Annotated in this window: 22 protein-coding genes; 15 read left to right on the top strand and 7 right to left on the bottom strand. The window is 68.8% G+C overall.

The window, feature by feature from the left end:
• Positions 1-27: 27 nt before the first annotated feature.
• Complete coding sequence (locus ACTJLF_RS00625) at positions 28-1,194, top strand: MFS transporter (RefSeq protein WP_440882285.1); 1,167 nt, start codon at positions 28-30, stop codon at positions 1,192-1,194.
• Positions 1,191-1,811: a pyridoxamine 5'-phosphate oxidase family protein gene (locus ACTJLF_RS00630; protein ID WP_354422877.1), complete on the top strand. Its 621-nt coding sequence runs from the start codon at positions 1,191-1,193 to the stop codon at positions 1,809-1,811. Before ACTJLF_RS00625 ends, ACTJLF_RS00630 begins: the two co-directional genes overlap by 4 nt.
• 123 nt (positions 1,812-1,934) lie before the next feature.
• Here the strand turns inward: ACTJLF_RS00630 and ACTJLF_RS00635 are convergent, their stop codons facing one another.
• The 3 genes from ACTJLF_RS00635 to ACTJLF_RS00645 all read right to left on the bottom strand — a co-directional run bounded on the left by ACTJLF_RS00635 (position 1,935) and on the right by ACTJLF_RS00645 (position 5,516).
• On the bottom strand, positions 1,935-2,096 hold the full coding sequence (locus tag ACTJLF_RS00635) for an HHHH-motif protein (RefSeq protein WP_019652590.1): 162 nt from the start codon (positions 2,094-2,096) through the stop codon (positions 1,935-1,937).
• Between the two features lie 174 nt (positions 2,097-2,270).
• Positions 2,271-3,569: an MFS transporter gene (locus ACTJLF_RS00640; RefSeq protein WP_019652591.1), complete on the bottom strand. Its 1,299-nt coding sequence runs from the start codon at positions 3,567-3,569 to the stop codon at positions 2,271-2,273.
• A 78-nt stretch (positions 3,570-3,647) separates the two neighbouring features.
• A complete protein-coding gene (locus ACTJLF_RS00645) occupies positions 3,648-5,516 on the bottom strand; it encodes a M48 family metallopeptidase (RefSeq protein ID WP_440882286.1) in 1,869 nt (622 codons plus the stop codon).
• 228 nt (positions 5,517-5,744) lie between these two features.
• Here ACTJLF_RS00645 and ACTJLF_RS00650 point away from each other — a divergent pair, with 228 nt between their 5' ends.
• From ACTJLF_RS00650 to ACTJLF_RS00700, 11 genes are all read left to right on the top strand, one after another.
• Positions 5,745-6,512, top strand: a complete 768-nt coding sequence (locus ACTJLF_RS00650; RefSeq protein ID WP_309936189.1) for an SDR family NAD(P)-dependent oxidoreductase — start codon at positions 5,745-5,747, stop codon at positions 6,510-6,512.
• Positions 6,513-6,525: 13 nt separating this feature from the next.
• Complete coding sequence (locus ACTJLF_RS00655; RefSeq protein WP_440882287.1) at positions 6,526-7,386, top strand: CmcJ/NvfI family oxidoreductase; 861 nt, start codon at positions 6,526-6,528, stop codon at positions 7,384-7,386.
• Positions 7,387-7,395: 9 nt separating this feature from the next.
• The gene (locus ACTJLF_RS00660) at positions 7,396-8,727 is read left to right on the top strand and encodes an LLM class flavin-dependent oxidoreductase (RefSeq protein WP_440882288.1); all 1,332 of its coding nucleotides are present in this window, start codon (positions 7,396-7,398) and stop codon (positions 8,725-8,727) included.
• A 73-nt stretch (positions 8,728-8,800) separates the two neighbouring features.
• On the top strand, positions 8,801-10,033 hold the full coding sequence (locus ACTJLF_RS00665) for a multidrug effflux MFS transporter (RefSeq protein WP_440882289.1): 1,233 nt from the start codon (positions 8,801-8,803) through the stop codon (positions 10,031-10,033).
• The gene (locus ACTJLF_RS00670; RefSeq protein WP_207902160.1) at positions 10,033-11,505 is read left to right on the top strand and encodes an MFS transporter; all 1,473 of its coding nucleotides are present in this window, start codon (positions 10,033-10,035) and stop codon (positions 11,503-11,505) included. Before ACTJLF_RS00665 ends, ACTJLF_RS00670 begins: the two co-directional genes overlap by 1 nt.
• A 20-nt stretch (positions 11,506-11,525) precedes the next feature.
• Complete coding sequence (locus tag ACTJLF_RS00675) at positions 11,526-12,185, top strand: paraquat-inducible protein A (protein ID WP_019652598.1); 660 nt, start codon at positions 11,526-11,528, stop codon at positions 12,183-12,185.
• A gap of 104 nt (positions 12,186-12,289) precedes the next feature.
• On the top strand, positions 12,290-12,961 hold the full coding sequence (locus tag ACTJLF_RS00680) for a paraquat-inducible protein A (RefSeq protein WP_051127541.1): 672 nt from the start codon (positions 12,290-12,292) through the stop codon (positions 12,959-12,961).
• Positions 12,958-14,628: a PqiB family protein gene (locus ACTJLF_RS00685; RefSeq protein ID WP_440882290.1), complete on the top strand. Its 1,671-nt coding sequence runs from the start codon at positions 12,958-12,960 to the stop codon at positions 14,626-14,628. The genes ACTJLF_RS00680 and ACTJLF_RS00685 overlap by 4 nt, the downstream gene beginning before the upstream one ends.
• A complete protein-coding gene (locus ACTJLF_RS00690) occupies positions 14,625-15,257 on the top strand; it encodes a PqiC family protein (RefSeq protein WP_440882291.1) in 633 nt (210 codons plus the stop codon). Before ACTJLF_RS00685 ends, ACTJLF_RS00690 begins: the two co-directional genes overlap by 4 nt.
• Before the next feature lie 155 nt (positions 15,258-15,412).
• On the top strand, positions 15,413-17,014 hold the full coding sequence (locus tag ACTJLF_RS00695) for an MFS transporter (protein WP_440882292.1): 1,602 nt from the start codon (positions 15,413-15,415) through the stop codon (positions 17,012-17,014).
• Positions 17,015-17,027: 13 nt separating this feature from the next.
• Entirely contained in the window at positions 17,028-18,062 is a 1,035-nt protein-coding gene (locus tag ACTJLF_RS00700; protein ID WP_440882293.1) for a flavin-containing monooxygenase, read from the top strand.
• On the opposite strand, the gene ACTJLF_RS00705 is transcribed toward ACTJLF_RS00700, so the two are convergent.
• Both ACTJLF_RS00705 and soxR read right to left on the bottom strand, forming a co-directional pair.
• Entirely contained in the window at positions 18,059-18,583 is a 525-nt protein-coding gene (locus ACTJLF_RS00705) for an HD domain-containing protein (protein WP_019652604.1), read from the bottom strand. The genes ACTJLF_RS00700 and ACTJLF_RS00705 overlap by 4 nt on opposite strands.
• Positions 18,584-18,724: 141 nt before the next feature.
• The gene (gene soxR, locus ACTJLF_RS00710) at positions 18,725-19,198 is read right to left on the bottom strand and encodes a redox-sensitive transcriptional activator SoxR (RefSeq protein ID WP_440882294.1); all 474 of its coding nucleotides are present in this window, start codon (positions 19,196-19,198) and stop codon (positions 18,725-18,727) included.
• Positions 19,199-19,297: 99 nt separating this feature from the next.
• Here soxR and ACTJLF_RS00715 point away from each other — a divergent pair, with 99 nt between their 5' ends.
• Together ACTJLF_RS00715 and ACTJLF_RS00720 are read left to right on the top strand one after the other, a co-directional pair.
• Positions 19,298-19,660, top strand: a complete 363-nt coding sequence (locus ACTJLF_RS00715) for an antibiotic biosynthesis monooxygenase family protein (protein ID WP_126181854.1) — start codon at positions 19,298-19,300, stop codon at positions 19,658-19,660.
• Positions 19,661-19,758: 98 nt separating this feature from the next.
• Positions 19,759-20,235, top strand: coding sequence for a VOC family protein (locus ACTJLF_RS00720; RefSeq protein ID WP_440882295.1), 477 nt, complete (start codon positions 19,759-19,761; stop codon positions 20,233-20,235).
• Positions 20,236-20,244: 9 nt separating this feature from the next.
• On the opposite strand, the gene ACTJLF_RS00725 is transcribed toward ACTJLF_RS00720, so the two are convergent.
• Both ACTJLF_RS00725 and ACTJLF_RS00730 read right to left on the bottom strand, forming a co-directional pair.
• Positions 20,245-21,681 (bottom strand): MATE family efflux transporter, encoded by a 1,437-nt coding sequence (locus ACTJLF_RS00725; RefSeq protein WP_354415282.1) that lies wholly within the window; start codon positions 21,679-21,681, stop codon positions 20,245-20,247.
• Positions 21,678-22,250, bottom strand: coding sequence for a DUF2239 family protein (locus tag ACTJLF_RS00730; RefSeq protein ID WP_145759357.1), 573 nt, complete (start codon positions 22,248-22,250; stop codon positions 21,678-21,680). The genes ACTJLF_RS00725 and ACTJLF_RS00730 overlap by 4 nt, the downstream gene beginning before the upstream one ends.
• Positions 22,251-22,331 lie beyond the last annotated feature (81 nt).

Raw genomic sequence — 22,331 nt, forward strand, 5'->3', positions numbered from 1 at the left:
CATGTGGCGGCGCACCATCGAGGCTCGATGTCACGCACCGCACCCGCTTCTCCAACATCCCCCACCGACCTGAACTCCCGCCACGCGGCGATGGCCCTGGGCCTCTCGCTGCCGGCCGACGTGGTGCTCTACCTGCTGCTGCCGATGTACGCGAGCCAGTTCGGCGTGACGCTCGCAGAGGCCGGCATGCTGCTCGCGGCCAACCGGCTGGTGCGGATCGCCGGCTACGGCTTCGTGGCCCGCTTCTATGCCCGCAACGGCGACCGGCTGACCTGCACCATCGCCGTGGTGGCGGCGGCCGCATGCGGGCTGGGCTACGCCACGCTCTCGGGCTTCTGGGCGCTGCTGCCGCTGCGGCTGATGTGGGGGCTGTGCTTCGCGGCGCTGAACCTGTCGACGCAGGCGCTGGCTACCGCCGACCCCGTGGGCGCCGCGCGGCGCAACGGCCGTTCGCGCGCCTTCATCGCGATGGGGCCGGTGCTCGCGCTGCCGCTGGGCGCACTGCTGGCGCACTGGACGGGGCCGCGCACGATCTTCGCGATCCTTGCGGTGTTCTCGCTGCTGGCGTGCTTCGTCACGCGACGGCTGCCCGCGGCGCCGCATCCGTTGACCAGGCCGGCCAGGCGCTTCAAGCTGCCCAACAGCCTGGACAGCTGGTCGTTCATGGAAGGGCTGGCGCTCGACGGGCTTTTCATCGTCGGCCTTTCCTATCTAGGCAAGGACCTGCTGCCCGGCGGCGCGGTGATCGTCGCCGGCGTGCTGATGGCACTGCGCTACCTCGCGGAGATACTGCTGAGCCCGGTCGGCGGTCGCATGGCCGAGCACTTCGGCGCCGAGCGCCTGCTGGTGAGCCTCTCGCTCATTACCGCCATCGCGCTCGTGGGCTTCGGCTTCGGATGGCTGTGGAGCTGCGCGGCGCTGATCGTGGTGCTGCGAGCCCTTCAGCTGCCGCTGCTGCCGCCGATCGTCGCCCGCCGCACGCCGGGGCCCGAGCGCGTGCAGGCACTGGCGGCGCGCTCGGTGTGGCGCGACATCGGCGCGGGAACAGGGCCGCTCATTGCGGGGCTGCTGCTGCCGGTCGCGTCGCCACCATGGATCTACGGCGTGGCCGCCTTGCTGCTCGCACTGGCCGCGCTGGCCTGCGGATGGGGCGCCTCGCCACAATCGACCAGCATCCAGCAGGAAAGCACATGACGACCTCCCACGCCATCGAAACCGTCGCCCAGCTCGAAGCCCTGTTCGGCCTGCCCGGCGAGGCATCCCTCAAGAAGGAGGTGCCGTACCTGCACCCGAGCTACCAGGCGCTGATCGCCGCGTCGCCCTTCGCGGTGCTCGCCACCATCGGCCCGGGCGGGCTGGACGCCTCGCCGCGCGGCGATCCGCCGGGCTTCGTCGCGGTGCAGGACGAGAAGACGCTGCTGATGCCCGAGCGGCGCGGCAACAACCGCATCGACAGCCTGCGCAACATCGTGGCCGACCCGCGCGTGGCGCTGCTTTTCCTTATCCCTGGCGTGGGCGAGACGCTGCGGGTCAACGGCCGGGCGCAAATCTCGGTCGACCCGGCGCTGCTGGAGCGCTTCGCCATGGAAGGCAAGCCGCCGAAGTGCGTGATCAGCATCGCGGTGGAGACGGTGTTCTTCCAGTGCGCCCGGGCGATCCAGCGCTCGAAGCTGTGGGCGCCGCTGCCGGCGGACGCGAAGCCCGCGGTGCCGACGCCCGGTGCCATCCTGTCGGCGCTGACCGAGTCGGCCTTCGACGGCGAGACATACGACCGGGAGCTGCCTGCCCGGCAGCGCGCCACGCTGTACTGAGCCGGGCGTGGCCCATGAACGAAAAAAGCCCGCTGACGCGGGCTTTTTCGTTTTCTTCCTGCGGTCCGCGGACCGGCGTGCCTGTCGGCCTGCCGGCCCCAGGCCCGATCAGCGCACCCTGGATCAGCGCACCCAGTGGCAGACGCGGTGGTGATGGCGCGCATCCCACTTGCACACCTTGTGCTTGTGGTGGTGGCGCGGTGCCGCCGAGGCGATGCTGGGAGCCAGCATGGCGAGACCGGCGAAGGCGAGGACGCTGGAGAGGATGAGTTGCTTGGTCTTCATGGCGTTCTTTCTGAGCAAAGACATCGATCGAGGAATTGCGTCGTTCAACGAGCGCTCCTGTAGAACGTTCTGATCAACATTCAGATGACACTTGTTGCATATTGATTGCGAGAAACCGCAGATCGCGGTTTCCGGAATACATGGAATGGCGGGAATGGCGATTACCCGGGGCCCTCAGGCCTGCCCCGCAGAAGGCGCCTGCTCCGTGCGCGCGTCGTGCCCGATGATCAACACCAGCCCGATGGCCACCGCCGACAGCATCGCCAGGAAGAGCACCGCGTAGAAGTCGTTGCCCATCTTGTCCTTGAGCGTGCCGAAGATGGTCGGGCCGATGTAGCCGCCCAGGTTGCCGATGGAGTTGATCCACGCGATACCTGCCGCCGCAGCGGTGCCGCTGAGGATGGCGGTGGGCAGCGTCCAGAAGGTGGGCAGGGCGCTGAAGATGCCGAAGGCGGCCAGCGTCACGGCGGCCATCTTGGGCACTGGCGCGGAGGTCTGGGCAGCCAGCACCAGGCCCAGGAAGATGCAGGCCAACGGAATCAGCAGGAACCACTTGCGCTCCTTGCGCGCGTCGGAAGCCCGCGTCCAGAACAGCATGGCGATGGCGCCCACGAGGTAGGGGAAGGCGTTGATGAAGCCGATCTCCACGTTGCCCAGTCCGCCGAAGCCCTTGATGATCTGCGGCAGGAAGAAGCTCAGGCCGTACAGCGGCACCGTGATGCCCATGTAGACGAAGCCCAGGCCGATCACGCGCGGGTTCAGCAGCGACTGCTTCCACGAGATCTTGTTGATCGACTCGCGGTTGGCGCGCTCGGCGTCCAGCGTGCGCTGCAGCCAGCTGCGCTCCTCGTCGGTCAGCCACCTGGCGTCCTTCGGACCGTCGGGCAGGTACATCAGCACGAAGAAGGTCAGGATCAGCGAGGGCACGGCTTCCAGGATGAACAGCCACTGCCAGCCGTGCATGCCGCCGATGCCGTCCATGTTGAGGATGTAGCCCGAGATGGGCGAGCCGATCACGGTCGAGATCGGGATGGCGAACATGAACCAGCCCACGATGCGTGCCCGGTACGCCGCCGGAAACCACAGCGTGATGTAGAAGATCACGCCCGGGAAGAAGCCGGCCTCGGCGATGCCCAGCAGGAAGCGCACGATGTTGAAGCTGGTCGAGCCGCCGACCCAGGCCTGTGCGGCCGAGAGGACGCCCCAGCTGAACATGATGCGGGCGATCCAGCGGCGCGCGCCGAAGCGTTCCAGCGCCATGTTGCTCGGCACCTCGAAGAGGAAGTAGGCCAGGAAGAAGATGCCGGCCGCGCTGCCGAACACGGCGGCGGTGAAGCCCAGGTCCTTGGACATGGCCGCGCCGGCGAAGCCGAGGTTCACGCGGTCGAGGTAGGCGATGAAATAGCTGACCATCAGAAGCGGCAGCAGTCGCCAGCTGATCTTCGAGATGGTTCTCTGTTCTACGGGGTTCATGGTTGCTTGTCTCCGGTGTTGGATGGTTTTGTGGAGGCTGGTTGGGGAAACGGGGGAGGGCGGCCGACGCTGCCGGTGTCACTGCTGTTGTTGCTGCTGTTGTTGGGCCCTCATGATCTGGTGGCGCCGCCAGTAATGGCCGACGACGCCCTTGAAGTTCTCCTTCTGCTTGCCGAGGCCTGCGAGCTTCACCTTGGTGGTCCGCGCGCCCAGCATGCCCTTGTCGTGGTGGGTCACGATGAGCGTGTCGCCGAAGCTGCCGTCCTTGTAGGTCAGGCTCTTGACCTCGTCCCACGGGATGGCCGAGCCGCCGTCGGCAGCATTGGCACTGGGGTGCATGCCCTCGTAGCTGATGTCGACGCGCTCGCCGTTCTTCAGCTCGAAGCCCACCGGCGGAAAGTGGCGCAGCACCACGGCGCGCTCCTCCTCGGTCGCAGGTTCGTAGCGGTAGGCCAGGCTCAGCTCGTGGTTCTGCACGAATCGCTGCTCATACTCGCTCCAGAGGCGCTGCTCGATGTCGTGGGCGGTCTCGATCTCGTCGGCCCATGAGGCCTGCGGCGCGGTCGAGACGATGCCGCCATAGGCGCTCTCGGGCACGTGATGGCCCACGTTGCGCATGCGCTCGAGCAGCGGCGGATGGCTGTCGTAGGGGTGCGGCACGCCGGCCGTCTTCATGGCCTCGATGAAAGCCGGCGAGCCGGCATAGGGCGGCAGGCCGTCGGCGACGAAGCGGGCGATGCCGAGGGCACCGTCATGCTCGCGATCTTGTTCGAAGAGCTTGCGCTCCACGTCGTTGCGGTAGCTCGCATAGGCCGAGATCTTGATGAGCGACTGCACGATCGCATGCGGCGCGGTGAGCCCTGCGGCAACGCGGTCGGCCTTGTACTCGCGCTCGCGGCTGTCGCGGGCCAGCGCGAAGGCGAAGATCATGCGGTAGAGCCGCAGCAGGTAGTGGGCCACGATGGTGAGTCCGCCGCTTCGCATCTTCCAGGTGTACTGGTCGAACTGCAGCAGCTTGGGGCCGAGCGCGGCGCTGCTGCGGGTGTCGCCGCCGCCCAGGTGAGCGAGCTCGTGTGCGAGCACGGCGTCGGCCTCGGTCTGGTCGAGCACGCGCAGGAGCGGCAGGCTCACGAACAGCGTGCGCCCTTGCAGGGTGCGGCCCTTGACCTCGCAGGGCGCCTCGGTCACGAAGAAGTTGGTGTCGATGCCGGCCACGATGTGGTCGGGCGGCGCCGTCTTCACGCGGGCGGCGAGCTGGCGGATGCGCTCCCACAGGCGCGGCGCATCGGCCTGCGAGACCAGCTCGCCCTCGATCTCGTTGCCCGAGGGCAGCTTCTTGAACAGCGTGTAGATCGCGTAGAACACCGCCGCGCCGGCCGCGATGCCCGCCAGCGCGATGAGCTTGATGTAGTAGCTGTGCCAGAAGTACGCAGTGAGCCAGAACGACAGCCACACCAGCATCGCGCTCTGCAGCACGACCTCGACCGCGCACGACACCGTCATGAGCCGCCAGCCCGCAACGAAGCTGGCGTAGCGCAGGCCCCGGTTGGCGAAGGCCAGCGCCCCCAGCACCAGCGCCGCCGCGAGCAGCGCGGCGCCGAGCACGATGGTCCAGATGGCGGCGCGGTCGGCCCAGTGGAACTGCCATTGCATCGAGTAGGGGCTGCACACCTTGTCGTGGAAGTTCCTGTCCTCGGGCGCGGTGGCGTCGCAGGCCTTGGAGAGCTGGTGGCTGCGGTAGAAGCCGGTCGCCTCGGCCTTCTCGGCGGGCGTGAGGCGGCTGTCGTTGGCGATGCGCTTCTCGATCGCCTGCAGGAACTCGGCGTCCTGCGAGCGCAGCGCGTATTCGGTGAAGGCGAGCGTCGCGGCCGGAATGGCGAACAGCGAGACGAGGGTGAGGAGGAACACGCGAAAGAGGTCGGCGTGAACCGTGCGGGCCAGAGCCATGGGCGATCTTCTCCTGGATGACGATTGCTGCGAGTTGTTATGAACGGTCCGGGAAGCCCATAGCGTAGCGGCCGCGGCGCGTGCGGTGAAGCTGGGGTGTCGTCAAGCGGTGCAGGGCACCGACCTGCCGCCGAATAAGGTTATCCCTTTTGCATCGTTCCGCACCGCGGGGCGCAGGTATAGCCTTCGTGCTCATCCATGGCTGCCACCTCCAACACCCCATCTTCGTTGCCCTCTGGTTCCGGGCCGTCGCCCGTCGCGTGGATCGCCGGTGTCGGCGCCAGCGCGGGTTTGGGCGCGGCGCTCGCGCGGCGCTTCGCGGCCGAAGGCTTCATCGTCGCGCTGACCGGCCGGACGCAGGCCCAGCTCGATGCGGTGGCCGGTGAAATCGTCTCGGCCGGCGGCCGGGCCCATGCATTTGCGGGCGACGTGGCGAGCGAGGCCGAGATTCATGGCATTGCGCAGAAGGCGAGGGCGCTGGGCCCGCTCACGGTGGCCATCTTCAACGCCGCGAGCGCGGTGCGCGCGCCGACGCTGGAGCTCTCAGTCGAGCAGTTCACGCAGGCCTGGCGCACCAGCGCGCTGGGCGGCTTCATCTTCGGGCATGAGGCCTTGCGCGGCCTGCTGGCCAATCCTTTCGAGGCGGGCGGACAGCACGCGCGCGGCACCTTGCTGTTCACCGGTGCCACCGCGGCGCTGCGCGGCAAGCCGCCTTTCGCGGCCTTCGCTGCGGCCAAGGCCGCGTTGCGTTCGCTGAGCCAGAGCCTGGCGCGCGAATTCGGTCCGCAGGGTGTTCACGTGGCGCATGTGGTCATCGATGGCGGCATCGACGGCGAGCGCCTGCGCAGCAACGCGCCACAACGCGTGCAGCAGGCCGGCGACGACGGCCTGCTGCAGCTCGAAGCCATCGCTGAAAGCTACTGGCAACTGCACGTGCAGCACCGCAGCGCATGGACGCAGGAGCTGGACCTGCGGCCGTTCAAGGAACCGTTTTGAGGAGTCACGCTACATGAGCGTCGGATCGAATGGCCAGATGTTGACCGCCACGCTGCCCTCGGTGGAAGCGGAGCTGAACTACCTGAAGGCGGGGCAGGGGCGGCCCGTGACTTATACATTCGAGCCGCCGCCCGGCACGCCCTGGGTGACCGGCGAACTGGAGTCGCGCCGCGTGGCGATCCGCGACGGGCGCCCCCTGGTCGCGCTGAACGAACTCTCGCTCGACCGCAGCGGCTTCACGCAGATCTCGCACCGCAGCGTGCTCGCCGATTTCTCCCAGGATGCGGCGATCCGCGACATCTACTACCGCGAGGCCGAGGCGCTGCTGCGCGACGTGACCGGCGCCGAGAAGATCGTGGTGTTCGACCACACGCTGCGCGACAGCGCACAGGGCTCGCGCCGCACGGCCGAGCTGCGCGAGCCGGTGCGCCGCGTGCACAACGACCAGACCTTCGTCTCCGGCCCGCGCCGCGTGCGCGACCATCTGCCCCCCGACGAAGCCGAGGAGCGGCTGAAGAGCCGCTTCGCGATCGTCAACCTGTGGCGGCCGCTGGCCACGGTCGAGCGCCTGCCGCTCGCGCTGTGCGACGCGCGCTCCATCTCGCCCGATGACCTCGTGCCCACCGACCTGGTCTACCCCGACAAGGTGGGCGAGACCTATTCCTTCACCTGGAACCCGGCGCACCGCTGGTACTGGTTCCCGAGGCTTCGGCCCGACGAGGCGCTGCTGCTGAAGATCTACGACTCGCTGGAGCAGGGCGTGGCGCGCTACACCGCGCACACCGCCTTCGAGGATCCGACGGGCTCGCAGGAGGCGCCGCCGCGCCGCAGCATCGAGCTGCGCGCGCTCGTGTTCTGGCCCGCCGGCAAGTAGCCCCCGTCCATGAGCACCACGAGGCAACTGCGGCTGGGCGCCTTCATGCGCCCGGTGAGCATCCACACCGGCGCCTGGCGCTATCCCGGCGCGTGGCCCGACGCGAACTTCAACTTCGCGCACCTGAAGCAGCTGGCCCAGACGCTGGAGCGGGGCCGTTTCGACGCCTTCTTCATGGCCGACCACCTCGCGGTGCTGAACATGCCCGTGGCCGCGCTGCAGCACAGCCACACGGTGACGTCGTTCGAGCCGTTCACGCTGCTGTCGGCACTGGCGCAGCACACGCAGCACATCGGACTGGTGGCCACCGCCTCGACCACCTTCGACGAGCCGTTCCACATCGCGCGGCGCTTCGCCTCGCTCGACCACCTGAGCGAAGGCCGCGCGGGCTGGAACATCGTGACCACCTCCAACCCCGACGCCGCGCTGAACTTCGGCCGCGACGATCACATGGAGCACGACGAGCGCTATGCCCGCGCCCGGGAGTTCTACGACGTGGTCACCGGGCTGTGGGACAGCTGGGCCGACGATGCCTTCGAGCGCGACGTCGAAAGCGGCCGCTTCTTCGACCCGGCGAAGCTGCACGTGCTGAACCACAAGGGCAAGTACCTGTCGGTGCGCGGGCCACTGCACATCGCGCGGCCGGTGCAGGGCTGGCCGGTGATCGTGCAGGCGGGCGCCTCGGAGGCGGGGCGCCAGCTTGCGGCCGAGACTGCCGAAGCCGTGTTCGCCGCGCCGGGCACGCTGGCCGGTGCGCGCAGCCTCTATGCCGACATCAAGGGCCGCATGCGCGCGATCGGACGCGACCCCGACCATCTCAAGATCCTGCCGGCGGCCTTCGTGGTGGTGGGCGACACGGTGGAAGAGGCACGCGCCATCCGCGCGAAGCTCGACAGCCTCGTGCACTACGACAGCGCCATCGCGTCGCTCTCGATCGCGCTGGGCCACGATGCGTCGAAGTTCGACCCCGACGGCCCGCTGCCCGACGTGCCCGAGACCAATGCGAGCCAGAGCGGCCGCGCCCGCGTGATCGAGCTGGCCCGCAGCGAGAACCTCACGGTGCGCCAGCTGGCACAGCGCCTGGGCGGCTACGGCGGCCTGGCCTTCGTCGGCACCGCACAGACCATCGCCGACGCCATGCAGGAGTGGCTGGAAAGCGAGGGCTGCGACGGCTTCAACGTCATGTTCCCCTGGCTGCCCGGCGGGCTCGATGCCTTCGTCGACAAGGTGGTGCCCGAGCTGCAGCGCCGCGGCATCCTCAGGCGCGAGTACGAAGGTCGTACCCTGCGCGAGAACCTCGGCCTGCCACGGCCAGGCAACCGTTTCTTTGCCCAGAATTAGCAACGGGGGCTGAACCGCGCCCGGGCCGACCCCACGCCTGCACCGATCGCCGCGCTTCGCGACAATCGGCTCGATGCGTTCTTCCCCCTCCTTCAAGATGGCCCTGCTGCTGGGCCTGCTCTCGGCCATCGGGCCATTCGCCATCGACATGTACCTGCCGGCGCTGCCCGCCATCGGACAGAGCCTGCGCGCCGACATCGGCGCGGTGCAGATGAGCCTCACGGCCTTCTTCCTGTCGCTGGGCGCCGGGCAGTTGCTCTACGGGCCGGTCTCCGACATGGTGGGCCGCAAGCCGCCGCTGTACGCGGGGCTGCTGCTCTTCGCGCTGGCGAGCATCGGCTGCGCGCTGGCGACCGACATCCAGACGCTGATCGTGCTGCGCTTCGTCCAGGGCCTGGGCGCCGCGGCCGGCATGGCGATCCCGCGCGCGGTGGTGCGCGACCTGCACACCGGCACCGACGCCGCGCGGCTGATGTCGCTGCTGATGCTGGTGTTCAGCGTGTCGCCGATCCTCGCGCCGCTCGCGGGCAGCGCCGTGATCGCGTTCGCCGGCTGGCGCGGCGTGTTCTGGGCCGTGACCATCGCCGCAGTGGTCGGCCTCGCCATGATGGCGAAGCTGCTCGACGAAACCCGCCCGGCTTCGGAGCGCGTAGAAAGCAGCCTCGGCAGCGCGCTGTCGGCCTACTGGCTGCTGCTGCGCGACTCGCACTACCTCGGGCTGGTGTTCATCGGCAGCTTCGCGATGGCGGGCTTCTTCACCTACCTCGCGAACTCGTCGTTCGTGATGATCGACCACTACGGCCTGTCGCCCGCGCTCTACAGCGTGGCCTTCGGTGTGAACGCGGCCGCTTTCATCGGCGCCTCGCAGTTCACCGGTGCGCTGGGCGAGCGCTACGGGCTGGTCAACCTCGTCAAGTTTGGCGTGGTGTGCTGCGGCGCCGCGATGATCGCGATGTTCGCCTACTTCGCGATGGGCGGCGACAGCATCTGGGTGCTGATCGTCCTGTACTTCATCGCCTCGGGCTTCATGGGGCTGGTGATCCCGACCACCGGCGTTCTCGCGCTCGAAATGCACGGTGCCATCGCAGGCACGGCCTCGGCGCTGCTGGGCACGCTGCAGATGCTCACCGGCGCACTGGCGATGGCGGTGGTGGGCTTCTTCACCGACGGCAGGCCGCTGCCGATGGTGGCCGGCATGGCCGCCGGCGCGCTCATCGCGCTGGTGCTGACCTGGCTCACGCTGGGCGGCGTGCGCTCGGAGCCCACGGGCAAGGCAGGAAAGACAGGAAGGACACAGCAAGCCTGATGAACACGGTACGCGCAGGCGCCGCGCTCCCGGCCGCCGAAGACAACAACAACGGCGGCAACACGGCGCCAAGACCCGTCGACGGGCTGTCCCAGCCGGAGCGCGGCAGGGCGATGCTGGTCATCATCCTCGGGCTGATCGTGGCGGTGCTCGACGGCACCATCGTCAACCTCGCGCTGCCTGGCATCGCGCGCGAACTCAGCGCGAGCCCGTCGCAGTCGATCTGGGTGGTCAACGCCTACCAGATCGCCACGCTGGTGATGCTGCTGCCGCTGGCGTCGCTGGGCGACCTCGTGGGCTACCGGCGCGTGTACCTGGTCGGCATGGCGGTTTTCACGCTGTCCTCGCTGGCCGCCACATTCGCCAACTCGCTGGGCACGCTGATCGCGGCGCGCGCCTTCCAGGGCCTGGGCGCGGCCGGCATCATGAGCGTGAATGCGGCGCTGGTGCGTCTCACGTACCCGTCGTCGCAGCTGGGCAAGGGCATGGCGATCAATTCGCTGGTGGTGGCCACCTCGTCGGTGGCAGGGCCCTCGGTGGCGGCGGCGATCCTGTCGGTGGCTTCGTGGCCCTGGCTCTTCGCCATCAACGTGCCGCTGGGCATCGTCACCTTCGCGCTCGGCATGAAGGCGCTGCCTTTCAATCGCGTGCCTCCGGCCGCGGGGCTGCGCTTCTCGCCGCTCGACGTGGCGCTGAACGTGCTGATGTTCTCGCTGGTGTTCCTGGGCGTGGACCGGCTGGGCGTGCGCGAGGGAGGGGCGCAGGGCGCGGGCGGCTCGCAGGCATCGGCCTGGGGCATCCTGGTGGCCGGACTGGTGGTCGGCTTCGTCTACCTGCGGCGCCAGCGCAAGCAAGCCGTGCCGCTTTTCCCGATCGACCTGCTGCGCATCCCGGTGTTCGCGCTGTCGATGGGCACCTCGGTTGCGGCGTTCTGCGCGCAGATGCTGGCCTACATCTCACTGCCTTTCCTGCTGCTGGAGGTGTACGGGCGCAGCCACATCGAGGCGGGCCTGCTCATCACGGCCTGGCCCCTGGCCATCGTGGTGATGGCGCCCATTGCGGGCAAGCTGATCGGGCGCTACCCCGACGGGCTGCTGGGAGGCATCGGGCTGGGCCTGCTGGCCATCGGGCTGGGGCTGCTGGCGGCGCTGCCGGCGCATCCGGGCAATGCCGACATCGCCTGGCGCATGGCGTTGTGCGGGCTGGGCTTCGGGCTGTTCCAGTCGCCGAACAACCACACCATCGTGAGCTCGCCGCCGGCGCACCGCAGTGGTGCGGCCAGCGGCATGCTGGGTACGGCCCGGCTCACCGGGCAGACGCTGGGCGCCGTGGTGCTGGCGGGCGTCTTCAGCTTCTGGAGCCCGCATGGCGGCCACGGGCCGGTGGTCGCGCTGGTGCTGGCCGCCAGCTTTGCCGCGGTGGCGGCGGTTTTCAGCAGCCTGCGGCTCAAGACGACAAGCCACGGCGGCTGAATGAGTTAGGGTACTCATCCATGACGGAAGTACCTGATACCGTGGTTTGCCCAGGCTGCGATGCGGTCTATGGCCGCACGCCGCTTCGTCCGCGCGACGTGGCGCGTTGTCCGCGCTGCGGCACCGAACTCGACCGGCATCCGGGGCAGCAGGAGCGCCGCATCCTCCCGCTGACGGTGGCCTGCCTGATCATGTTCGCCATCGCGAACCTGTTCCCCATCGTCGAGATCGAGCTGCAGGGCATGCGCAGCCAGACCACGCTGGCCGGCGCGGTGGTGGCGCTCAGCGCCGAGGGCATGTCGGTGGTGGCGCTGCTGGTGCTGGCCACGACCATCCTCTTTCCCTTCCTGCAGCTCTGCATCCTGGCCTACCTGCTGGTTCCGCTGAGCCGCGAGCACCGGCCCCTGGGCTTCGCGCTGCTGGTGCGGGCGATGCAGTCGCTGCGGCCCTGGGGAATGATCGAGGTGTTCCTGCTGGGCGTTCTCGTGGCCATCGTCAAGCTTTCGAGCATGGCGACCGTGGTCCCGGGGCCGGCGCTGTGGGCCTTCGTGGCGCTCACGGTGATGCTGACGGCGGTGCTGTCGTTCGACCCGGGCGCGTTCTGGGGGATGGCGTTCCGCCCGAGGGGCGAGAAGGTCGGCGACGAACCTGGCGAAGGGAAAGGCGGGGCATCGGCATGAAGCCGCTGGGACGCGTCCGGCAGCGCCTCGGAAGCCTCGCGGCTTACGGCGACCGGTACCACCACGAACATGAAGAAGACGCGAAGTCGCCCACCGCCGCCTCGATGGGCTACATGGCCTGCCGCCACTGCGGCGCCGTCTGGAAGGACGCGCAGGACGGCGAACCCTGCGGCCGCTGCGGCACGCACCTGCACACGCGCAAGCCACAGAGCCTGAAGCTCACCTGGGCCTTCCTGATCGCGGCCTGCATGATGTACATCCCGGCCAACCTGCTGCCGGTGATGATCACGCGCACGCTGTTCGGTACGCAGAACGACACCATCCTGAGCGGCGTCATCTATTTCTGGGTGTCCGGCGCCTACGGGCTGGCGGCCATCGTCTTCATCGCGAGCTTCCTGGTACCGCTGTTCAAGCTGGCCGTGCTCCTGCTGCTGGTGGTGCTGGCGCAGCGCGGCAGCACATGGCGGCGGCGGGAGCGGGCGAAGCTCTATCACATCATCGAGATCATCGGCCGCTGGTCGATGCTCGACGTGTTCGTGGTGTCGCTGCTGACCGGGCTGGTGCAGATCCAGGGCTTCGCGGTCATCACCGCGGGCGTGGGCATCGCGGCCTTCGGCTCGGTGGTGGTGCTGACCATGCTGGCCTCGCTGAGCTTCGACCCGAAGCTCACCTGGGACAGCCGGGAGGACCAGGCCATCCTGCAGGACAACGAGGAAGCCGCACGGCACGAGCAGCTTGTACAGGGACATGAAAAAAGGGACGAGAAACCAGCATGAGTGAAGACGACCGACCCCAAGACGACCCGGCACCATCCGCCCGGCCGAGCCCGACAGGCCAGCACCCGCTTCCCAAGCCGCGCGTGGTGCGCCGGCGCGAGTGGCTGCCCTCGCTGATCTGGCTGATTCCCATCGTGGCCGCGCTGGTCGGCATCACGCTGGTGGCGCGCATCATCATGGAGCGCGGCCCGGAGGTGGTGCTGACCTTCAAGACCGCCGAGGGGCTGGAGGCGGGCAAGACGGCCGTCAAGTACAAGGACGTGCAGATCGGCCTGGTCACCAGCCTGCGCCTGGCGCGCGACCGCTCGCACGTGCGCGTGCTGGTGCAGTTCAACAAGGACGCGCAGGGCTTCACCGCGGAAGACTCGCGCTTCTGGGTGGTGCGCCCGCGGCTGGACACCTCCGGCATCTCGGGCCTCAACACGCTGCTGTCGGGTGCGTACATCGGGGCAGACGCAGGCGTGTCGAAGGAAACGGCGGGCGAGTTCACCGGCCTGGAGAGCCCGCCCATCGTCACCCGCGACGACTCCGGCAAGCAGTTCCTGCTGCGCGCCAACGACGTCGGCTCGCTCGACGTCGGTTCGCCCGTCTACTTCAGGCGCATCAAGGTCGGCCAGGTGGCGGCCTACGAACTCGACGGCGACGGTCGCGGCGTGACGCTGCGCGTGTTCGTCAATGCGCCGTACGACAAGTTCGTGGGCATGAACACCCGCTTCTGGCAGGCCAGCGGCATCGATGCGCAGCTCAGCGCCAGCGGCTTCACGCTGCGCACGCAGTCGCTGGCCACGATCCTGCTCGGCGGCATCGCCTTCCGCGCGCCCGAGGACGCCATGGGGCCGACGGCGAACGAGAACGCCTCCTTCGCGCTGGCGCAGGACGAAACGACGGCCATGAAGGAGCCCGACGGGCCTTCGCAGACGCTGCTGATGTACTTCAACCAGTCGCTGCGCGGCCTGGCGCCGGGCGCGCCGGTCGATTTCCGCGGCGTGGTGATCGGCGAGGTGAAGTCGATCGGCGTCGAATTCGACCGCGCCGAGCGCGAGTTCCGCATGCCGGTGCTGGTGCAGGTCTATCCAGACCGCCTGCGCCGCCGCGCCGGCGAGACCGGCGCCGAGTCGCGCTTCAGCCAGCAGGAGCGGCTGCGCTTCCTGGCCGAGAAGGGCCTGCGCGCGCAGCTGCGCAACGGCAATCTGCTGACCGGCCAGGTCTACGTGGCGCTCGACTTCTTCCCGAAGGCGCCTGCCGCCAAGATCGACCTGTCGAAGAACCCGATCGAGCTGCCCACGGTGCCCAACAGCCTCGACGAGATCCAGTCGCAGGTGCAGGAGATCGCGACCAAGCTCAACAAGGTGCCCTACGAGCAGATCGCGGCCGACCTGCGCACCACGCTCGCGACGCTCAACAAGACCCTCACGGCCGCCGAGCAGACGGTCAAGCGCATCAACAACGACGTCACGCCCGAGCTGGCTGCGGCCATGAAGGACGTGCGCAAGACCGTGAACACGGCCGAGCGCACGCTGGCCGACGACTCGCCGCTGCAGCAGGACATGCGACAGACGCTGCAGGAGCTCACACGCGCCGCCGGCTCGGTGCGCGTGCTGACCGACTACCTCGAGCGCCACCCCGAGTCGCTGCTGCGCGGCAAACCGGACGACAAGAAGAAATGAAGACGAAACACCTTGCCTATCCCGCGTACCTTGCCGCAGCGCTGGTCGCGCTCTCGGGCTGCGCAAGCAAGCCCGACAACTACTACACGCTGGCGAGCCCGGTGGCCGCAGCCGACGCAGCGCCCTCGACGATCGGCGGCACCGCACCGGTCTACATCGAGCTCGCGCCGGTGGCCGTGCCCGAGCGGCTGGCCCGGCCCCAGATGGTGGTGCGCCGTCCCGACGGCAGCGTGCAGGTCGACGTGCTGGAGCAGCACCGCTGGGCCTCGTCCTTCGAGAACGAACTGCGCGACGCGCTGGCCAGCGGCATCGCCGGGCGGCTCGGTGCGCTCGACGTGACCAAGGGCGGCCGGCAGAGTTCGCTGCCGGTGTGGCGCATCGCGGTGCAGCTGCGGCAGTTCGATGCGGTGGACGGCGCTCGAGTGGACGCGAGCTTCACCTGGACGCTGCGGCGCTCCGACGGGGCCCGCACGATGATCTGCCAGCTGAGCCTTGGCGAGCCCGTGGGCGGCGGCATGGACGCATTGGCGCAGGGTGCGCAGCGCGTGACCTCGGCCGCCGCCGCCGCGATGGCGCGCAGCGTGAGCGCGGCGCTGGCCAATCCCTCGGCGACCGCCTGCGCAACCTGATCCTGGCTGTTTCTCCCTCCCCCTCTGGGGGAGGGCAGGGGTGGGGGCGCGGCAGCGCTCGAGGAAGCATGGCGTATCGTGCGGGGGCTGCCCGCATCCCGACCTTCCCCCAGAGGGGGAAGGAGCAAGACGGAATCCCATGAAAAGGAGACCCCATGGCACAGATCGGCAAGGCGCCTTGCGACGACACGCTGATCCTGCACGGCGCCCGCCCCGAGGAGACCGGCTGTCCCGAAGCCGCCAGGCCATGGGTGCTGGCAGCGGCCATCGTCGGCTCGAGCATGGCCTTCATAGACGGCACCGTCGTCAACGTCGCGCTGCCGGCCATCCAGTCCGACCTGCACGCAACCGCCTTCCAGGCGCAATGGGTGGTCGAGTCCTATGCCTTGCTGCTGGCGGCGCTGCTGCTGGTGGGCGGGGCGCTGGGCGATCACTACGGGCGCAGGCGCGTGTTCGCGATCGGTGTCGGCATCTTCGCGTTGTCATCGGTGGCCTGCGCGCTCGCGGCCAACGTGCAGCAGCTGATCGCCGCTCGCGCGGTGCAGGGCATCGGCGGCGCGCTTCTGGTACCGGGCAGCCTCGCGCTCATCAGCGCGGCCTTTCCGGAGAAGGAGCGCGGCAAGGCCATCGGCACCTGGTCGGGCTTCAGCGGCATCACGGGGGCAGTGGGGCCGGTGCTGGGCGGCTTCCTGGTCGATCACTTCTCGTGGACCTGGGCCTTCCTCATCAACGTGCCGACGGCGCTGCTGGTGCTGTGGATCGTGTGGCGCCACGTGCCCGAAAGCCGCGGAGCTTCCGCCACCGGCGGGCTCGACCTGTGGGGCGCGCTGCTGGCGACGGCAGGTCTCGGCGGCATCGTCTACGCCTTCATCGAGGCGCCGACGCAGGGCTGGGGTTCGGCGGCGGTGCTCTGCGCGCTGGCCATCGGCGTGCTTGGCAGCGTGGCTTTCTTCTTCGCCGAGCACAGGGCCCGCACGCCGATGCTGCCGCTTCAGCTGCTGCGCATCGGCAACTTCAGCGGCGCCAACCTGCTCACGCTGCTGCTCTATGCGGCGCTGGGCGGCGGGCTGTACTTTTTTCCGCTCAACCTGATCCAGGTGCAGGGCTACTCGGCCACGGTGGCCGGCGCGGCGCTGTTGCCTTTCATCTTCATCATGTTCGCGCTCTCGGGCTGGGCGGGGCAGCTGGTCGACCGGTTCGGGCCGCGCATGCCGCTGGTGATCGGCCCGTCCATCGCCGCCGCGGGCTTCGCCCTGTTCGCCTTGCCGGGCGTCGGCGCGAGCCTCTGGAGCGGCTTCCTGCCGGCGGTGGTGGTGCTGGGCTTCGGCATGACGGTGACGGTGGCACCGCTGACGACCACGGTGATGAACTCCGTCGGCGCCGACCTGGCGGGCGTGGCCTCGGGCGTGAACAACGCGGTGTCGCGCGCGGCGGCGGTGCTGGCGATCGCGGTGTTCGGCGCGCTCATGGCCTGGGCCTTCGACGCGGCGCTGGCGGCGCACCTGCGCGAGATGGGGGCTTCGCCGCAGCTGGCGGCATTTCTCGAAGGCGAACGCAGCAAGCTCGGAGGCGCTGCGGTGCCGCCGGGCGTGGACGCGGCGACCGCGGCCGCGGTCAAGCGCGCGGTGGCCGAATCCTTCGTCGCGGGGTTTCGCTGGGTGATGCTGTCGAGCGCGGCCCTGGCGGTGCTCAGTGCGGTGAGCGCCTGGCTGATGATCCGGAGCAAGCCCGCAGGAGGCGCCGGCAGCAGGAACTGAGGAGACAGGAGACATGTCGATGCAGGAAGAAGACCGAGACCGGCAGACCCAGCAACAGCAACCGCAACAGGAGCACCGACAGGAACACCTCGACGTGCTGGTCGTGGGCGCCGGGCTCTCAGGCATCGGCGCCGGCTACCACCTGCAGGCGAAGTGCCCGGGGCGCAGCTACGCGATCCTCGAGGGGCGCGAACGCAGCGGCGGCACCTGGGACCTGTTCCGCTATCCCGGCGTGCGCTCCGATTCCGACATGTACACGCTGGGCAGCTTCCTGCCGTCAGGCATCGCGTACGGCCTCACGCGCTGGAAGAACGTGCTGCTGGCGATGTACTTCTTCCGCCTTGCGCGGCGCAGGCCCGAACGCGTGAAGCGTTTGATCCTCGGCGGCGTGCGGCAGGCCCTCGGGCCCGGCTACGACGTCGCCACGCATTTCACTCCGCGCTACAACCCGTGGGACCAGCGCCTCTGCCTCGTGCCAGACGGCGACCTGTTCGCGGCCATCAGGGCAGGGCGCGCATCGATGGTCACGGACCATGTCGACACCTTCACGCCGGGCGGCATCCGGCTGAAGTCGGGCAGAGAGCTGCAGGCCGACGTGATCGTCACCGCCACCGGGCTCGAACTGCAGGTGCTGGGCGGCGTGCGGCTCGAAGTGGACGGCCGCAGCGTGGACCCGGCCGCGACCTTCAACTACAAGGGAATGATGTACAGCGACGTGCCCAACCTGGCCTCGTCGTTCGGCTACACGAACGCCTCGTGGACGCTCAAGAGCGACCTGACCTGTGCGTATGTCTGCCGGGTGCTCAACCACATGGAGAAGCACGGCTGGAGGCAATGCACGCCCCGCAACACCGACCCGTCTCTGGTGCCCGAGCCCTGGCTGGACTTCTCCTCAGGCTACGTGCAGCGCGCGGTGGACAGGTTTCCGAAGCAGGGCTCGCGCGCGCCGTGGCGGGTGTACCAGAACTACGCGCGCGATCTCGTGAGCCTGCGCTTCGGTTCGGTGGACGACGGGGTGATGGAGTTCGCGAATCCGCGTGCTGGCTAGGGCGCTGGCGCGTGCGGTGGCGAGAGCAGCGTGTCGAGCTCGGCCCACAGCGGATCGCACTGCCCGGGCCTGAACGCGGCTGCCCTGAAGGTCGGGTGCTCCCCGCGGTAGGTGTCCCACAAGGCGCGCTGGCCGTCGGCCACGCAGGCACGCACATTGGCCAGCCGGTCGGCGGCCTTCACGAGCAGCGCGAGTTCCTCGTCGCCCTTCACCTCGGCCAGCGCCGCGTAAGTCCTGGCCTTGCGCTCCTTGCGATTGGCACCGGGTGCGTCGGTGAGCAGAGCGACGCAGGAGGCGACCAGGTCGCCGAAGCGCGAGCGCACGTCGGCCACGGTGGCGGCCGTGTCCTCGACCACGTCGTGCAGATAGCCGACGACGCGCGCCTTGTCGCCGTAGGGCTGGAGCAGGGCGGCGACGGCGTCGAGATGGTGCACGTAGGGATGCGTGCCGTATTTCTGTTCGCCGTGCATCTCGACAGCGTAGGCACGGGCGGCCTCGGGTGTGAGTGAAGTACTCGTCATTCGGAGTCCTTTGCTTTTTTCCATTCTGCCTTCGTGGCGGCGCACCATCCTTGGCGCTTGCAGCCGCCGTGGGGCGCGGTCGATTCGGCCGGGGCATTTCGCCGGCGGAGTGCTTTTTTTGGGCGCAAGCGCCTGGGTTCTTCAGGCGCCTCGTTTCACCAGCAGCCGTTGCGGCCCCTGGCCCTCGGCGCCGAGCCGGTCGAGCGGATTGCGCAGCTTGCAGCGGTCGATCGACAGGCAGCCGCAGCCGACGCAGTCGTCGAGGGTGTCGCGCAGCTTCTGCAATTGCGCCAGGCGCTCGTCCAGATCCGCGCGCCATGAGGCCGAGAGCCGGGCCCAGTCCTCGCGGGTCGGCGCGGCAGAGTCGGGCAGGGTAGCCAGTGCAGCGCCGATCTCGGCAAGCGAAATGCCTACCCTCTGGGCTACCCGAACGAAGGCCACGCGCCGCAGCACCGTGCGCGGGTAGCGTCGCTGATTGCCCGCGGTGCGGGTGCTGCCGATCAGCCCCTGCGCCTCGTAGAAATGCAGCGTGGACACGGTCACCCCGCTGCGGCGGGCCACCTCGCCGACCGTGAGCGTGGAGGGAATGCCGGCTCGTTGAAGTGCGTCGTTCATGGAAGAGAAAAGCCCTTGACCTCAGCTTTACTTGAGGTTTGAGAATAACTCCCAGCGCGCGGGTCCCGTGCGCATTTTTCTCTGCAAGGAATCCGCTCCATGTCGCACGACACCATCGCTTCGTCCTCGACCTCTTCCTCGATCCCTGCCTACGGTCCCGTCTTCCGGGTCGACAAGTTCGCCGTGCCAGCCGAAGCGCGGCCGGCGTTCATCGCGCAGATGCAGCGCATCCAGCAGACACTGCGCAACCTGCCGGGCTGCCTGCGCGCGCATGTGCTGGACCAGACGGGCGGAGGCAGCGAGTTCAACGTCCTGACGCTGGTCGAATGGACCAGCGAGCAGGCCGTGGCCTCGGCCACCGAGTTCGTGAAGAAGAAGTTCGCCGAGGAGGGCTTCGATCCGGTCGAGTTCACGAAGAGGGCGGGCGTACGCCCCGACCAGGGCTTCTATCGCATCGCCTGACAACTTCCCACTGACAGGCGTTGCACGGGTTGACAGCCGGCGGCGGAGGCTTCGATACTGAACCTCAAGGTTCATCATTCAAGCACCAAGGAGATCCCATGCAGAAGATCGTTCCCTGCCTCTGGTTCGACACCAACGGCGAGGAGGCGCTGAATTTCTACAGCAGCATCTTCCCCAACTCCCGCGTCACCGACAGGCTGCTGTGGGGCGACGCCAACCCCGAGCGCAAGGGCTCGCTGCTCACCGCGACCTTCGAGCTCGACGGGCAGGAGTTCATGATCCTCAACGGCGGCCCGCAGTACAAGTTCAACCCGGCCATCTCGATGTTCGTGCCGTGCGAGACGCAGGCCGATGTCGACTACTACTGGGACAGGCTGCTCGAAGGCGGCGGCGAGCCCGTGCAGTGCGGCTGGCTCACCGACCGCTACGGCGTGTCGTGGCAGGTCGCGCCCAAGGCCATGATCCGCATGTTCCAGGACAAGGACCAGGACAAGGCCAACCGCGCGATGCAGGCCATGATGAAGATGGTCAAGCTCGACCTTGCCGAGGTGCAGCGCGCCTTCGAGGGAAGGTAGGAGCGGCGCCTACACCAGCCGGTGGATCGCCTTCTTGCGCCACACGAGCTGGTAGTACGCGGTCTGCAGCAGCAGCATCGCGCCGAAGGTCACGGGGTAGGCCACCCAGACTCCGTCGAGCCCGATGCGGTGGCTCATGAGCCATGCCACCGGCACTTCCACGCCCAGGATGCAGAAGATGGAGATCAGCGTCGGCACCAGCACCGAGCCGCTGGCGCGCATGATCCCCGAGAGCGCCGAGGCCATGCCGAACACCACCAGGCTCCACAGCATGATGTGCAGCAGCGTCTGCGCGATCTCGATCACCGGCGCGCTGGTGATGAAGAAGCCCATCAGCGGACGCGAGAAGAGGTAGCCCAGCAGCACCAGCCCGCCCGTCAGCACGAGGTTCATCAGCAGCGCCGTCTTCGCGATGGCGCCGAGCCGGTTGGCACGGCCCGCGCCGATGGCCTGCGCGCCGAGGATCGACGCGGTGATCGCGATGGAGATGGCGGGGAACTGCACGTAGGCCACCACCTGGTTGACCGCGCCGTAGGCGGCCGTGGCGTTGGAGCCGAAGCCGTTGACCATCGACAGCAGCACCACCTCGGCCAGCGCCACCACGATCATCTGCACGCCGGTGGGCACGCCGATGCGCAGCACGGCCTTCAGCAGGTGCGGCTGGATGCGCAGGTTGCGCATGAATTCCGCATCGGGTGCGAGCGGGCTCCTGCGCTGGCGCAGCCGGAAGCCCAGCCAGACGGTCGCCACGAGGAACGACAGCACCGAGGCCCATGCGCCGCTGGCCACGCCGAGCTGTGGCAGGCCGCCCCAGCCGCGGATGAGCGCAGGCGTGACCACCAGGCCGATCAGGGTGGAGATCAGCAGCGTGAGCAGCGGCGTGACGGTGTCGCCCACGCCGCGCAGCATCGCGGTGGCCAGCAGGAAGATGAACACGCCCGGCATCGCGATCAGCATGATGCGCGCATACCGCGTGGAGTCGGCCAGCACGTCGGGCGGCGTTCCCAGCGCCGCCAGCATGGGCGTGGTGAACGCGCCGCCGAAGACGGCGATCACGAGGCCCATCAGCACGCCGACGGTGAGCGTGGTGCCCGCGACGGCCTTCGCCTTGGCGGCGTCGCGCGCGCCCCAGGCCTGGCCGATGAGCACCGAGGCGCCCGCACCCAGGCCGATGATGAAGGCGATGAAGAAGAACATCACCGGGAAGAAGCTCGACACCGCCGCGAGCGCGCCCACGCCGAGCATCTGGCCCACGTACACGTTGTTGAGCGTGCCCGAGAGCGACTGGAGGATGTTGCTGAGCAACATCGGCGCGAGGAAGAAGAGGAACACCTTCCACAAGGGCCGGGGCGCGTTGACGGGCGATACGGGCACGCCCTGCAGGCCGCTCTGGCCGGCACCCTGGCTGCTGGCCGGGGAGCCGGTCGTCTCGGTTGTCGTTCTCATCGATGGTTCCAGCCGGCGGCCGCGAGTTTCTGCAGATGGGCGCGCACGTCGGCGGGCCATGGTTCGATCAGGTTGGCGAAACGCTGCTCCTCGCCGGCGAAAAGCGCGCGGGTGGCTTCCTCGAAGCCGGGCAGGTTGCCCGCGATCGCGGTCATGAAGCGGTAGGCGGCCTCCTGCGCAGCGCGCACGGTGTCGCGCTCGGCGTTCACGCGGCGCGCATCTTCGACCAGCTTGCGCAGCGCGACCGACGCGCCGCCGGGCTGGCGGCCCAGCCAGTCCCAGTGCCGCGGCAGCAGCGTGACCTCGCGTGCGACCACGCCGAGCTTGGGACGGCCCACGCCGCGCGGTGCCTCGTCGCGATGCGGCTCGGCCTCGGGGTAGCGCAGCTCGGGCGGGAGCTCGCGCATGTCGAGGTCGAGCTGGGTGCCGGTCTGGTCGTCGAAAACGAGATACGGGCCGGGATCGTCGCGGCGACTCAACTGCTCGAGCACTTCGGCCTTGCTGCCGTGCGCGACGCGCTGGAAGCCGAAGAACACGGTCAGGGTGGTTGTCGGGGTGTCGGAAGACATTCGGGTGTTTGTTTGTTCCTGGGGGATGCCAAGCGAAACGAGGTGCGTAATCTACTCGCTGCTGCGCTTCGCTGCGCACCG

The sequence above is a fragment of the Variovorax sp. 22077 genome, from assembly GCF_052044195.1.
Lineage (GTDB): Bacteria > Pseudomonadota > Gammaproteobacteria > Burkholderiales > Burkholderiaceae_C > Variovorax > Variovorax atrisoli.